The sequence below is a fragment of the Acetobacter fabarum genome (assembly GCF_011516925.1).
In the GTDB taxonomy this organism is placed as follows: domain Bacteria; phylum Pseudomonadota; class Alphaproteobacteria; order Acetobacterales; family Acetobacteraceae; genus Acetobacter; species Acetobacter fabarum.
In genome coordinates this window covers 14,355-27,877 of sequence record NZ_WOTG01000011.1, presented here as the reverse complement: position 1 = coordinate 27,877, position 13,523 = coordinate 14,355, and the positions used below count along the sequence as shown (strand labels likewise).

The following is a 13,523-nucleotide window of genomic DNA, read 5'->3' as shown; positions in this document are numbered from 1 at the left end:
ATGATGTTTCTCCCTCAGTTTCGTAAGAAATAAAGGGAGAAACAGGGACGCGATAAACTTAGTAAATAATAACGGACCGGATGGATTTGCCATCATGCATCAGATCAAATGCATGGTTAATATCTTCCAACCCCATTGTGTGGGTCACAAAAGGTTTAAGGTCGATCCTGCCTTCCATGGCATCTTCCACCATGCCGGGTAGCTGGGTGCGGCCTTTAACACCGCCAAAGGCTGTGCCTTTCCATGTACGCCCGGTAACAAGCTGGAATGGGCGGGTGGAAATTTCCTGCCCTGCGCCAGCAACACCAATAACAACGGACTGCCCCCAGCCACGGTGGGCACATTCAAGTGCAGCACGCATGACATTTACGTTGCCAATACATTCAAACGTATGGTCCACCCCCCACCGCGTTATGTCCACAATAACCTGCTGGATGGGTTTGTCGTAGTCTGCCGGATTCAGGCAGTCTGTTGCTCCCATGGAAGAGGCGAGTTCAAACTTGTCCGGATTGGTGTCTATGGCAAAAATCCGGCCAGCCTTTGCCTGCCGTGCGCCCTGAATAACTGCAAGCCCAATACCACCCAAACCAAAAACGGCAACGCTGTCACCCGGCTGCACTTTGGCCGTGTTATGTACAGCGCCAATACCGGTTGTTACACCGCACCCGAGGAGGCAGACATGTTCGTGGTCAGCATGGGGGTTGATCTTGGCAAGTGAGACTTCAGCCACAACTGTATATTCACTAAAAGTGGAGCAGCCCATGTAATGGTACAAAGGCTGGCCGTTGTATGAAAAACGGCTGGTACCATCGGGCATGACCCCCTTGCCCTGTGTCTCGCGCACGGCAATGCACAGGTTGGTTTTGCCTGAAGTACAGAACTCACACTTCCCACATTCAGCCGTATAAAGCGGAATAACGTGGTCTCCGGGTACGACGGAGGTCACGCCTTCGCCAACCTCCACAACCACGCCTGCCCCTTCGTGCCCTAAAACGCAGGGGAACAGACCTTCGGGGTCACTGCCCGAGAGGGTGAACGCATCCGTGTGGCAAACTCCTGTGTGGGTAATACGGACCAGAACTTCCCCCTTTTTGGGGGGAGCGACATCAATTTCCACAATTTTCAGGGGCTCACCGGGAGCGAAGGCAACAGCAGCACGGGATTTCATGATCGTTCCTTGTGGTTATTTCAGATAGGTGCGTACGAGGGACAGAATGGTGTCGATGCTTTTCTTTTTTTCCGCATTAAGGTCTTGGCCAGAACCAAACTCCTCATGCACATACATCCCCATGACTTCGGACATGAGGCCGTTAACCGCGCCGCGTATTGCCGCAAGTTGCTGAAGCACGGGAGCACAGTCCGACCCAGCCTCCAAGGCCCGTTCCAGCGCGTCGCACTGCCCACGGATCCGCCGCAGGCGGGTAAGCGCTTTTTTCTTATCTTCTGGTGTATGGGGCATTCTGCATGTTCGTCCTTTTACTATAGGGGAGTATAGTATCCTGCCGCGTGCTTGGCTATGGCTTTGTGTTGTGCCGCATGGCCACCGTATGGGGAGCGCCCCTGCATGTTGGTTTTAGCGGTTTGCAGTTATCGTTTTTTTTCAAGAAAGCAGAAAATAACTGCAAAGATGACGCTGTTTACGGAGAGCAGCATAATACAGACTGCCAGCGCAGGAACCGCTGGGGCCGCCAAACTGACTTTGATTGCACAACCGAATGTGATCAGAGCAAACAGACGTAACGCAACACTCTGGTTTTTGGGTAGAAGGCTGCGGGTAAATCCCAGCCTGTTCCGCACAAAAGCAAGGCTACAGGCCCAGAGCATACAGGCGGCAATAATTATGCTCTCGGTCAGGCCCAAAACTGTTTCAGTCATGGCTGCGCCAGACGGGCAGAAAGCGTAAACTCCCCATGGCACTTAGCCCCGTTAACAGGAACGTGCCGTTAACGGTCAGATGCAGCATGGACCCCCACGCCTGTAAAGGCATGCTCAAACCATCAATGACCGGGAGCGCAAGAGCTATCAAACCGGTTGCCCAGGCGATTATGCGCGCGCTTTTGCTAATGGGTATGAGCATAACCAGCAGAAGGCAACTCGCCCATACGCCAAAAAAGCCAGCCACTTCCAGCGCGGCACGAGCCTGCCACTGGACGGGGATGAGCCTGTTCAGCACAAAAAAGCTCAGGCAGGCGGTAATAAGCCCTCCGAGCAGTGCAATGTTCAAACGCTTTGCCAGACCAAAGGCATGTGTGGTCTGTTTTTTCTGCCTTGCTGTATAATAGACAAGGCCACTGGCCACCATAATGCTGGATGCCAGACCGCCGGCAAACCAGAGCCAACGCAACAGTAGTCCCATACTGCGGGCAAGGTGCAGGCCGTTCAGGGTATAAAACGCATTTTCGATAGGTGATGGCTCTTTGCTTTGGCTCAGGAACTCTCCCGTTTGGCTATCGAACTCGGCAGACAGATCATTTGCATTCAGGCTGTCGTGCTGAATGGCGGAGAAAATGGTTTTGCCATCATCAAACAACACATAAGACGGCATCGAACCCAAATGGGCCTGTGCCTGCTGGAGCATGACCGCCAGAGAGGCCCGCGGTGCCCAATGCGTGGGACTTTGCGGGGGAGCTTCAGCTTGTGTCGGTGCTTCTTGCTCAAGTTGTAGGACGGGTAGTGCGTTTTCCGCTGTTAAGATCAGGCCGGACCATGTGATCATGATATGGAAAGGGAGCATGGCACTCCCTGTAAGAACATGCAGGTCCAGCAGGCTGCGTGGCAGGGCAGCTTTGAGCCGGAGCGTAAAATAATCTGGCACAAGGCGTTTAAGATGCAGCAGAACACCAGAAAGCACCAAGGCAGCAAACGCAAAGGCGATCATTGCAACCAACCGCTCACCCCACGGGTTTGGCAGGTGCAGCGTATAGTGGAAGTTAAAGAAAAAATTCCCCCCTTCTGTCTGCCGAACAGGAATTGGCTGGCCTGTGTGCGGGGCCAGAACCGGTCCAACAAAACTATGACCATCATAATGCAGGACGCGTAAGGTGGGGTCACGCGCATCTGGTAACAGTAAAAAGGAAGGCGGCGCGCCTGCACGCTCATCATCGCGCAGGATTTGCTGCGCATGCTCTATGGCGGTGGGAGTGGGCGAGGTTTTGTCGGGAATAATCGCGGTTTCTGGCTGCATCCAGCGCGTTAATTCGGTGTCAAATAGTGCGAGCGTGCCTGTCAGGAAAATAGCAAAGGCTGCCCACCCACTTACAAGCCCAGCCCAGCGGTGCAGCCATGCCAAGCGGGAGCGGCGTGCGGGGGTCATGCGTGCAGCACCAGAAAAAGCCCGCCACAGGCTGCAAGCCCGGCACTTCCACACAGAGCATAAAGGGGGCTTTGGACCCAAAATGCCCATACCATGCCAAAAGGCGCTAGCGCGCTGGCCAGAACACGATACCCCGGAATGGTGGCTTGAGATATTGCTGGGGACAAGGCCACAAGGGCAGACCCCCACAGCACCAGAGCAAGCCAGACCAGCAGCGCAGCCGTAATGCGGTAGGCATAAGCGTGGGAGTTTTTCACACGCTTGCCCATAAAATGCCTGCCTGCCCCCCTGCCCTGTTCCACGTTGCGTGTGAGGGCACCATAAAGCGCGCTCTGCGTGAGCGAGGTGGCATTAAAGGCGCGACAGGCATGGGTGGCGGGCTTTCCTTATCTGGAACAGATCCGAATGCACCGCCTTGTAATGCGAATTACTCTCACCCTCAAGCGTGTGAGGGGTATGTTTGGCTCGACCGCCATATAAAAAACTACCGCTGTAGTGTTCGGGCCAGATCCGCCAGTGCGCTAATCTGCCGTGTCAGGAACTCACGGGTGGGTTCATCTGTCAGGGCCAGTGTTTGTGGGTCAATTTTGCTTGTGGCAAGCCCGATCATGGCTTCAGGTTTGTTCAGAACAAAAGCATCCAGAAAAACAAGGCTCTGGCGTAAATGATACTGCGCCCGTGCGCCCCCAATCTGCCCGGGTGATGCGGTTTGAATGGCAACGGGTTTTTTGGCAAAAGGCTGGGGCGTTATGCGTGAGAGCCAGTCTATGGCGTTTTTGAGCACACCGGGTATGGAGTAATTATACTCAGGTGTCACAATAATGACGCCATCTGCAGCCTGAATCTGCTCCGCCATGTTCAGCACCGCAGGAGGGAAACCCTTCTCCTGCACGTCCTGACTGTAATGGGGAAAATCGGCAATGCTACCCAGTGCGGAAATAGATACCCCTTCTGGGGCAAGTTGGGGCAGGCTACGGGCAATGGCCGCGTTAAGGGAAGCACTGCGTAGGCTCCCCAGAAGCGTTACAAAATGCAGGTTTGCAGAAGGGGTCATGCGATTTGTCCTTTTTTGCAAAGCAACGGAGTGTTTTTGGCCAAGAGTTAAGGCCGCCTAACTGGGGATTCCGCCAAAACGGCCATTGTTGAAGTCTTCAATAGCCTGCCGGATTTCTGCACGGGTATTCATGACAAAAGGACCATACCCTTCAATGGGTTCGTTAAGGGGGGCTCCGGTCAGCACCAGCAGGCTGCTTTGCACATGCGCATGAATGCTCACCTCTGTCCCTTTGTGTTCCAATAGAACGAGTTGCGTACTGCCAAGTTCCTGTGCGTCATTAATACTGAGCTGCCCTTCAAGAGAGACAACGGCCGCGTTATGCCCTTCTGGCAGAGACAGGGTGACCGATGCCCCCTGTGCGAGTTGCACGTCCCATACATTCAGCGGGGAAAACACCCGGGCTGGCCCCTGAGTGTGCCCATATTCGCCCGCAATAACGCGCAGGGACCCAGCGCCATCAGGCAACTCCACTGTGGGAATATCCTTGGCCAGTAGCGTCTGGTACGCAGGGGGAGCCTGTTTGTCCTTTGCCGGAAGGTTAACCCAGAGCTGGACCATCCTGAACGCACCTCCGGTGGCAGCATAGACAGGGGAATGAAATTCCTGATGCACAATACCACTACCTGCGGTCATCCATTGTACATCGCCGGGGCCGATGGTGCCGCCTCCACCTGAGGAATCCCGGTGTTCGACTTCTCCATCATAAACAATTGTGACGGTCTCAAACCCCCGATGCGGGTGTTCCCCTACCCCGCGGCGCTCTTCTGTTGGCTGGAACTGGTGCGGACCAGCATAATCAAGCAGCAGGAACGGGCTAAGATGCTGACCCAGAGTGGAGTAGGAAAAAAGGGAACGGACGGGAAAACCATTTCCCACCCAATGCCCGCGGTCGTTGCCGTAACGCCCCAGAACTTTTTTGTGCATGGTTTTCCTCCTGATGTTGGAACAGGCAGCAATTCCCGCCCCTTGTTGCTTATCTTCAACATAGAAGTCGTGTAATGTTCTATAAAGAGTTGCAAATGAAACATTGCGTTGCATGAGCAGGACGATGCGAGACCTCAACGACTATTATTATTTTGTTCAGGTTGTAGACTATAGGGGCTTCTCATCTGCCGCCCGAGCAATTGGTGTGCAAAAATCGCTGTTAAGCCGCCGGATTGCTGTGCTGGAAACGTTTTTGAACACCAGACTGCTGCAACGCTCTTCCCGTCATTTTTCCCTCACTCAAACAGGGCTGCGGTTTTACGAGCACTGCAAAGCCATGCTGGCTGAAGCGGAACTGGCGGAGCAGTCCATTGCACAGTTGCAAGCAGAGCCATGCGGCTTAATACGTATGAGTTGCCCTGTGGCATTACTCAATTTTCAGTTCGGGGCTATTTTATCCCGGTTTCTGGTGCGTTATCCCTCCGTTACGTTGCAACTGGAGAGCACAAACCGGCGGGTTGATGTTCTGCAGGAGGGGTATGACCTTGCGGTGCGGGTGCGGTTTCCCCCCATTGCTCCATCCGATCTTGTCATGCGGGTCTTGGATACCAGTACGCAGTGTCTGGTTGGTGCGCCTGACATACTGGCGGCACAGTTGGCAACTCCTGCCGATCTGGCTGCTTTCCCCAGCATGGACTTTCATACCAACCCCGCAGAACACTGCTGGAGTTTGGAAAATGAGCAGGGGCAGTCTGCCACGGTTTTTCATACACCACGGCTGGTAACGGATGATCTGGCCGTGCTGCGGGAGGCCGCGCTGGCAGGCGTTGGTATTGTGCAGCTTCCAACGATTATGGTGTGGAAGGATGTTCAGGCCGGACGGCTTATGCAGGCTCTGCCGCAGTGGACACCCCGTGCAGGCCTTGTGCATGCGGTTATTCCATCACGCAAAGGCGTTATGCCAGCAGTGCGGGCCTTGCTTGACTTTATGGCAGAGGAATGTCGCCAGCAACGGCACATGGCGACTTCCACCTTTCTGGCCCAGAACCCGTGAGGGGCTGAACTATTTACTGCGGTAATAAATGCCGGTGTTGTCACACTGATAAATGGTTTGGTCAGATGTAAAAAATCCAGTGGACGGCTGCGTGCCGGTAATGACGCAATGGTGTTCCAGAACAAACTGGTCCCACTGTTGCTGGCGGTAATTATGCAGGACCTTAGACCCGCCCCACATGATCCCACCAACAATCAGAAATGCTGAAAACCACAAAATAAATTCTTTTGTGCTCTTGCTCATGTTTCATATCCTTGCAGGATGTATTTGGTTCAGGCACTTGGTTTTGACCTTCGCCCATATGAAACAGAGCGATAAACGCTATCTAATTACTTTTTAGCTATGTGGCAAATAGCGTATTGATACCGGGCGTAAAGGTAATGATTATCCTATTTATTATTTTTATTTATAATTCAACGCGGGGCCGTGCTGAAAGTTTTTCATGGTTGTTGCCGCCGCACATTGTTGTGTCCCTGATGGCGGCAAAGCACGGATATTTTACCGTGCAGGTAAGGCAGGCCCACAAGGCAACAGGGCTGCCCACATAAACAAATGTGTGGGCAGCCCTGTTATAAACATTTCAGCAACGTGTATTGCGTGCAACCCGCTTTAGGCTGCGGCGAGCAACTGCGCATCCGATGCAGAACCAAAGAACTCGTAATGAATCTGTGCCGGGGCAACGCCCTGCGCTTTAAGCGCCAGAATAGTATCCAGCATGAACTGCTCAGGCCCGCAGACCCAGTAATGCGCGTCTGGCTGAACCTGCGTCGCCAGCCATTCGGCTGTTACCCGGCCAGAGTGCAAAGCAAGCCCGGGCAGTGGAGATGTTTCTGCCGGTGCGCCTGCACTGTAAAAAATATCGGCCTTGATAACACCTTCAGCCACCAGTTTTTGCACATAGGGGGCAAAAGCCTGCGTGTCGGGGGCATGCGCACCATGCACAAAGTGAATCGGACCGTGGGGAAGTTTTTCAACTGCGCCTAAAGCGGAAATAAAGGGTGTCAACCCAACGCCCGCGCTGATGAGCACGTTCTTTGTGTTTGGCTCAGATGTGAAAACAAAATCACCCGCAGGGGCAGAAACCTGCAATTCGTCCCCTTCCCTGACTGTGTCATGGAACCAGGAGGAAACCACGCCACCATCGGCCTTGCGGATGCTCAGGCGATAATGGTCGGATGCCGGGGCGGATGAAATGCTGTAGTTGCGGCGCTGGGACCCATGGCCGGGAATATCAAGCTTGAAGCTCAGATACTGGCCGGGTTTGTGCTGCATAACGGGCTTATTGTCGCTTGGTACGAGTTCAAACGAGCGGATTGTGCTGCTTTCCACCACAATTTTGCGCACCGTAAAGCTGCGCCATCCGGTCCAGCCTCCGGGAGTGTCTGCGTGTTCCTGATAGATCTGCTTTTCCCGGCCGATCAGAACATCCGCCAGAAACCAGTATGCCTTGCCCCATGCATCCATAATTTCCGGCGTTGCGGCATCGCCCAGTACGTGGGCAATGGCACCCAGCAGGGCTTCCCCTACAAAGGGGTAGTGCTCTGGCAGAATGTTGAGGCCAACGTGTTTTTCGGCAATACGTTCAACCATGGCGCCAAGCGCGCCCAGATTATTGATATTGCGGGCATATGCCAGCACGGCAAGGGCAAGGGCCTTGGGCTGCTCCCCATCCTTTTGGTGTGACATGTTGAATAAATCACGAATTTCCGGATTAGCCAAAAGCCTCCGGTACATTTCGTGCGTTATATCCAACCCATGGGCTTCAAGGGCGGGAACGCAGGCGGAAACAATTGACCGGGTTTTGTCATCAAGCATTGTGCTCATGGGACGCATCCAAAAGATGTAAAATACAGATACCTTTAGTAAGGCTGATTACATAAGGTGTCAACAAAATACATCTTATGTTTGATGAATATGTGCAGCCAAAGCCATGAGTGCTATGAATAAAAAGCACCTAGGCATGCAAAACTTGCATATCGTGCGGGTAATCCGTTACAAGGGACAAAATTCAACAAAAAAGGATGCAATATGGCAAATTTGACAGCGCTTTTGACCGACGCCGCAATCTTTGTGTTTTTCCCTTGGGCTCTGTGGCGGCTCATGCAAAAAGCGCTGCCAATAGCCGTGTTGCCCATTCTTGTGGGTATTGCCCTTGCCGTATGGCATGTGCCCGTGCAGCAAATGGGTATTCCCTCCGTTTACGGGAACACAATTGGCTGGGTTGCCGTGCTGGTGCTGGCTTTTACCGCCGGGCTGGAAATGTGGCAGCATCCCGGTGGGGAACCTTCAGGGCAGGACTTTGCGCAGCCTACAATTGGTCGGCTGTTTGGTGGGGCTGCCGTAGCACTGGGTATTCCCTTTTGTGTTGGTACGTTTCTGGCTTACACGGTTTTTCTGCATCTTCATGGCTGGCAGGCACCAGACGCAACACCTTGGGTAGCGGCGGCATCTATTGGCCTGTGCATTGCAGTGAGCGCCCTGCCGGTTCTGATCGGTGTTGTGCGGGAGCTTGATACCGCCCAAAAACCTTTGGGGCAGTTAGCGCTCAAGCTGGCCGTTGTGGATGACGCAGCATTGTGGATCGGGCTGGCGGCCCTGCAGTTTGCCGCCCGTGGTTCTGCCGCCCTGCACGGCTGGACAGGGCTGGAAGCGCTGGCTGTTCTTTTGCTAGTGGGGCTGGCTGCCGGGGGGTACTGGGCTTCTCACCATTTCCGTCATCCGCCATTGGTGGTTATCTGGCTTGCCGTGCCGGTTTATCTGGCGGCTGGGTCCTGGGCGAGCATGCAGCTTGGCCTGCATGAATTGATCGGTGCCTATTTTGCCGGTGCGATCATGCCACCGAGCTGGGTGCGCCGCCTGCCGGTGGAAGCTGTGGGAACGTTTGCCCTGATCTGGTTCGCCCCGATGTTTTTTGGCCATAGCGGGCTGCATATTAACGGGGATGCCTTAACATGGCCCTCTGTTGTGGCATCCCTGTCGCTGGTTGTTATTTCCATGGTGACCAAAATTGCAGCCGTTTATATTTACCCACCCGCGGCCGGCCTTAAACCAAGGCAGGCGCTGGGCGTTGGTGCCTTGCTCCAGTGCAAGGGGCTGATGGAAATTGTGGCCGCAACCATTTTACATGGTCAGGGTATGCTATCGGACTTCGGGTTTGCATCCCTTATGGTTCTGGCCGTTATTTCCACCACACTCACGGGTCCATTATTCAGGCTGTTTGCTCCTCGCAAATCCGGAGCTGCGTGACAGGCGGGGCCTACAGCGCCCCTCACAGCATTGTCATGCAGACAGGTCTTGGCAAAAAGCCTGACTTGGCCAAGACCTGAACAAGGTTAAAGGCCGTGCACAGGCACGGCCAGTATGGCGAAGGAGCTGGAACCTTAATGCCCAGCGCTCCCACAGCAGAACAGGACAAGGCACCGCGTTTGCTGGTGTGGCTCGCGGTTGCGCTTTTTCTGTCTTATCTGGCTGTTGCCATGTCTATGCCCACAACCTCGGTTTATGTGGCAACATCGCTGCATATGGGCAATGCCCTTGCTGGGCTGGCGGTTGGTGTAGCGTTTGTCTCCACCATTCTGACCCGTGGTTTTGCCGGCCGGTTTGCTGACCATAAAGGCGGCAAGCGCTGCATGCTGTTTGGTCTGGCGTTTTATGCCGTAAGTGGTGCTCTGGCCCTTATGGTTTCCTGGCTGCCAGCGCCGTGGGCCGCTTTTGGCATGCTTATGCTGGCAAGGTTGATGCTGGGGCTGGGGGAAAGCCTGACTGTTGTTGGCCTGCTGGCATGGGGGATTGGGCTGATGGGGCATCAGCGCTCGGGGCGGGTGCTGTCCATTGTGGGAATGGGGATGTATGGCTCTCTGGCGGCTGGTAGCCCAGTAGGGTTGGCCCTGTACGATCAGGGAGGCTACGCACTGGTTGCCCTTGCCTGCATGGTTACGCCACTGCTTGGGTTTGCCATGGCTGCACCCGTTGTGGCTGTACCTCCCCATGGGGGAGAGCGGCAACCAATTGGCCGGATTATCAACAAGATTTCCGACCTTGGTCTGGTGGTCTTTTTTCAAGGAATTGGGTTTGCGGCCATAGGTGCCTTTATGCCGCTTATGTTCCTGCACAGGCATTGGCCCCATGCTGCTCTGGGGCTTACCTTTTTTGGTGTAGCTTTTGTGCTGGTCCGGGTTCTGTGCAGCCATCTGCCAGATAGGCTTGGGGGAGCACGTGTCGCTTTTGTGTCCATGGTGGTGGAAACTGGTGGGCAGATTCTACTGTGGCAGGCCTCCGGCCCAAGCGTTGCGCTGGCTGGAGCCTTTTTAACTGGTTGTGGCTGTTCCATGATTTTCCCCTCCATGGGGGTGGAAGTTGTCCGGCGGGTATCTCCGCAAATGCGGGGAACAGCCATGGGTGGCTTTGCAGCTTTTCAGGACCTTGCCTATGGGGCTACCGGCCCCCTGACCGGCCTGCTGGCTGAATGGGCGGGAGACGGTGCCATTTTTATGGTCGGGAGCATGGCGGGGCTTGGTGGGCTTCTGTTGTCTGCCCGTCTGGCCTGGCATGAGCGCGCCGCAGTGGCGGCGGACTAGAAACAACAGGATGGATATGCGTATGAAACCCCGCGTTATAGTCGCCGCCCTTCTTCTTGGCTTGCCCGTAGCAGGTCATGCCCAGACTGCGCCTGTGGCGCTGACCCATATCCGGATTATAGAAGGCACAGGTGCTCCCCCGGTTGAGAATGGAACTGTTCTCATGCAGGACGGCGCAATTGTTGCAGCCGGTCGGGATATACCTCTTCCTCCAAATACCCGTGTTCTGGATCGTTCGGGCATGAGTGTCTTGCCCGGTCTAATTTCCGATCACAGCCATATCGGTCAGTTGCAGGGGGTGCAGACAGGGCCGCAGTTTTATACGGCAGATACCATTACAGCTGAACTGGCGCAGTACCGGCGTTATGGGGTGACTACCGTTACCGCGCTGGGGAATAATGTTCCGCGCGTGTTTGACCCTATGCGCAAGGATGCCCATATGGGGCTACTACCGGCAGACCTGTTTGGGGTTGATCAGGGGATTGGTGTGCCTAAGGGGGCCCCGCCGGTTCATGTTGCTCCGGATCAGCTCTTCAGGCCTCGCACGGAGGCAGAGGCCCGGCAGGCGGTGGATACCATGGCAGCCGAAGGCACAGACCTGATTAAAATATGGGTGGACGATTTTGACCACTCTCTTCCCGTTAAAATGGACCCGGCCATTATCAAGGCCGTTGTGGATGAAGCGCACCAAAAACACCTGCGCGTGGCTGCCCATATTCATGACCTGGACGATGCGGAGCATGTGGTAACAGCCGGAGTTGATATTCTGGCCCATGGTGTGCGTGACAGGTTTGTACCCCCATCTTTTGTGGCCATGCTCAAGGAACGGGGGATTTGGTACATTCCCACACTGGAGCTGGATGAAGCCACAACAGCATGGGCTGACCAGCCTGCGTGGGTGAAAACCCCATTTGTTGAGGCTGGCCTGTCTGCCCCCTTGCAGCAGCAGATCAATAATCCCGTCTGGCAGCAGGAAAACAGAACAAGCAGCAAAGCCGATTTTGCCCGTCACTCCCTTGCAACCAACCTGCAGAACCTGAAAATATTGTGGGCCGCAGGCGTTAAAATTGGCTTTGGCACGGATAGTGGAGCAACACCCCTGCGGGTTGCCGGGGTTGCGGAGCATCGGGAACTGGCTCTGATGGTGCAAGCCGGTCTGCCTCCCCTGCAGGCGTTGCATATTGCAACGGAGGCAGCCGCAGCATTACTCGACCTGCATGACCGAGGCGTTATTGCAGCAGGTAAAAGGGCTGATCTGCTGGTTGTGGCAGGCAATCCCGCCAATGTAATTTCTGATACCGACCGTGTGGTGGAAACGTGGGAAAATGGCTCTGCCGTAGCCGGCCCCATACCGCTCACACTCCGGTAAGGACCGTCGGATACCAAATTACGCCAGGAAACGGGTAGGTTAGGCACACAGAGCGGGGGATGCAGGAATGAACAGAGTGGGACCTTTTTTGCTGGCTGCCGGTTTATGGGCAGGCCAGTTGTTCCCCACGCCCATGCAGGCGCAGACCATAACAGATAACAATGACCCTGCTTTTGGCCGTAACGGGCAGGTCCAGATTATTGCCAGCATACCCACGCCAGACCCTTCTGGCATTGCTGTAGTGAATGGACGCTTGTTTTTGACCTTTCCCAAGCATGATGGTGACCATACAGGCCCGGTGCTGGCAGAATGGAAAGATGGGCGTCTGGTTCCTTTTCCCACAGCCACGTTTTCCGCTGCATCAAGCGGGGCACCACAGGCACGGCTGATTTCGCCCCATGGAATGACAACAGACACCAAGGGAAACCTGTGGGTTATTGATGACGGCAAAATTAAAGGGCAGCCCATTCCAGCAGGGGGCGCCAAAGTGGTTGGGATCAACCCCATAACAGGGCAGATTATTGCCAATGTGCCCCTGACAACTGCATTGCTGCCCCAAAGCCATATGAACGACCTGCGTATAGACCTGACACACGGTGCAAAAAGCACTGCATACATTACGGATAGTTCGTTTGACGGGCACCCGGCTCTGGTGGTGCTGGACCTTGCCACAGGTAGGCAGCGCCGCGTGCTGGAAAATACGGTCTCTGTTCTGCCTGATCCGGGGTACCAGACTGTGCTGGACGGGCGCGTGCTGCATTATGACCCGGCACATCCGACTTTTCCCGCGGGTGGGGCGGATGGCATTACCCTGTCTGCCGGGGCTGAGCGTGTTTATTATGCGCCTTTGGCCAGCCGACGGTTATATAGCCTGCCGACGGCAAAACTGGCTGATTTCTCCCTCACTTCCTCTCAGTTAGCGGCTCTGGTTGTAGATGAAGGGGAAAAAGGTGCGGCGGATGGGTTGGCAACCGACCCATGGAACCGGATTTACACCACAGCAGCCGACCATGATGCCGTGTTCCGTCGCAACCCGGATGGCACATTTGAACTGCTGGCCTCGGACCCACGGTTTGTCTGGCCCGATGGCATTTTTGCAGATCATCAGGCCGTTTACGTGGTTTTGGGTCAATGGAGCCGCCTGCCCCGTTTGCATAACGGGCAGGACATGCGCAAACCGCCTTTTCTGGTTGCCAGAATCCCCATTACTGCCCCCTAAAAAAGTAGCG

The 13,523-nt window shown here is 54.9% G+C and carries 14 protein-coding genes; 6 read left to right on the top strand and 8 right to left on the bottom strand.

Annotated features, from left to right (window positions below):
* Positions 1-58: 58 nt before the first annotated feature.
* Both GOB83_RS11410 and GOB83_RS11405 read right to left on the bottom strand, forming a co-directional pair.
* Positions 59-1,168 carry an S-(hydroxymethyl)glutathione dehydrogenase/class III alcohol dehydrogenase gene (locus tag GOB83_RS11410; RefSeq protein ID WP_165926139.1) on the bottom strand — a complete coding sequence of 370 codons (1,110 nt, stop codon included), beginning with the start codon at positions 1,166-1,168 and terminating at the stop codon, positions 59-61.
* A gap of 15 nt (positions 1,169-1,183) precedes the next feature.
* On the bottom strand, positions 1,184-1,459 hold the full coding sequence (locus GOB83_RS11405; protein ID WP_165926138.1) for a metal-sensing transcriptional repressor: 276 nt from the start codon (positions 1,457-1,459) through the stop codon (positions 1,184-1,186).
* A gap of 105 nt (positions 1,460-1,564) precedes the next feature.
* On the opposite strand from GOB83_RS11405, the gene GOB83_RS11400 reads away from it, so the two are divergent.
* The gene (locus tag GOB83_RS11400; RefSeq protein WP_165926137.1) at positions 1,565-1,903 is read left to right on the top strand and encodes a hypothetical protein; all 339 of its coding nucleotides are present in this window, start codon (positions 1,565-1,567) and stop codon (positions 1,901-1,903) included.
* On the opposite strand, the gene GOB83_RS11395 is transcribed toward GOB83_RS11400, so the two are convergent.
* The 4 genes from GOB83_RS11395 to GOB83_RS11380 all read right to left on the bottom strand — a co-directional run bounded on the left by GOB83_RS11395 (position 1,868) and on the right by GOB83_RS11380 (position 5,294).
* Entirely contained in the window at positions 1,868-3,313 is a 1,446-nt protein-coding gene (locus GOB83_RS11395) for a PepSY-associated TM helix domain-containing protein (protein WP_165926136.1), read from the bottom strand. The two genes, GOB83_RS11400 and GOB83_RS11395, sit on opposite strands and share 36 nt — an antisense overlap.
* On the bottom strand, positions 3,310-3,582 hold the full coding sequence (locus tag GOB83_RS11390) for a hypothetical protein (RefSeq protein ID WP_165926135.1): 273 nt from the start codon (positions 3,580-3,582) through the stop codon (positions 3,310-3,312). Before GOB83_RS11390 ends, GOB83_RS11395 begins: the two co-directional genes overlap by 4 nt.
* Before the next feature lie 215 nt (positions 3,583-3,797).
* Entirely contained in the window at positions 3,798-4,367 is a 570-nt protein-coding gene (locus GOB83_RS11385) for an NADPH-dependent FMN reductase (protein ID WP_165926134.1), read from the bottom strand.
* Between the two features lie 57 nt (positions 4,368-4,424).
* Positions 4,425-5,294: a pirin family protein gene (locus GOB83_RS11380; protein ID WP_165926133.1), complete on the bottom strand. Its 870-nt coding sequence runs from the start codon at positions 5,292-5,294 to the stop codon at positions 4,425-4,427.
* Between the two features lie 124 nt (positions 5,295-5,418).
* On the opposite strand from GOB83_RS11380, the gene GOB83_RS11375 reads away from it, so the two are divergent.
* Entirely contained in the window at positions 5,419-6,348 is a 930-nt protein-coding gene (locus GOB83_RS11375) for a LysR substrate-binding domain-containing protein (protein ID WP_165926132.1), read from the top strand.
* A 9-nt stretch (positions 6,349-6,357) separates the two neighbouring features.
* On the opposite strand, the gene GOB83_RS11370 is transcribed toward GOB83_RS11375, so the two are convergent.
* Both GOB83_RS11370 and hmpA read right to left on the bottom strand, forming a co-directional pair.
* A complete protein-coding gene (locus tag GOB83_RS11370) occupies positions 6,358-6,591 on the bottom strand; it encodes a hypothetical protein (protein ID WP_086646020.1) in 234 nt (77 codons plus the stop codon).
* A gap of 366 nt (positions 6,592-6,957) precedes the next feature.
* Positions 6,958-8,172 carry an NO-inducible flavohemoprotein gene (hmpA, locus tag GOB83_RS11365; RefSeq protein WP_165926131.1) on the bottom strand — a complete coding sequence of 405 codons (1,215 nt, stop codon included), beginning with the start codon at positions 8,170-8,172 and terminating at the stop codon, positions 6,958-6,960.
* A 204-nt stretch (positions 8,173-8,376) separates the two neighbouring features.
* Between hmpA and GOB83_RS11360 the strand changes: the two genes are divergently transcribed.
* The 4 genes from GOB83_RS11360 to GOB83_RS11345 all read left to right on the top strand — a co-directional run bounded on the left by GOB83_RS11360 (position 8,377) and on the right by GOB83_RS11345 (position 13,513).
* On the top strand, positions 8,377-9,594 hold the full coding sequence (locus GOB83_RS11360) for a cation:proton antiporter (RefSeq protein ID WP_165926130.1): 1,218 nt from the start codon (positions 8,377-8,379) through the stop codon (positions 9,592-9,594).
* 137 nt (positions 9,595-9,731) lie between these two features.
* Positions 9,732-10,925, top strand: coding sequence for an arabinose transporter (locus GOB83_RS11355; protein ID WP_165926129.1), 1,194 nt, complete (start codon positions 9,732-9,734; stop codon positions 10,923-10,925).
* 22 nt (positions 10,926-10,947) lie between these two features.
* Positions 10,948-12,294 (top strand): amidohydrolase family protein, encoded by a 1,347-nt coding sequence (locus GOB83_RS11350; protein ID WP_165926183.1) that lies wholly within the window; start codon positions 10,948-10,950, stop codon positions 12,292-12,294.
* A gap of 76 nt (positions 12,295-12,370) precedes the next feature.
* Positions 12,371-13,513, top strand: coding sequence for a major royal jelly family protein (locus tag GOB83_RS11345; RefSeq protein ID WP_264802470.1), 1,143 nt, complete (start codon positions 12,371-12,373; stop codon positions 13,511-13,513).
* The last annotated feature ends 10 nt before the right edge of the window (positions 13,514-13,523 follow it).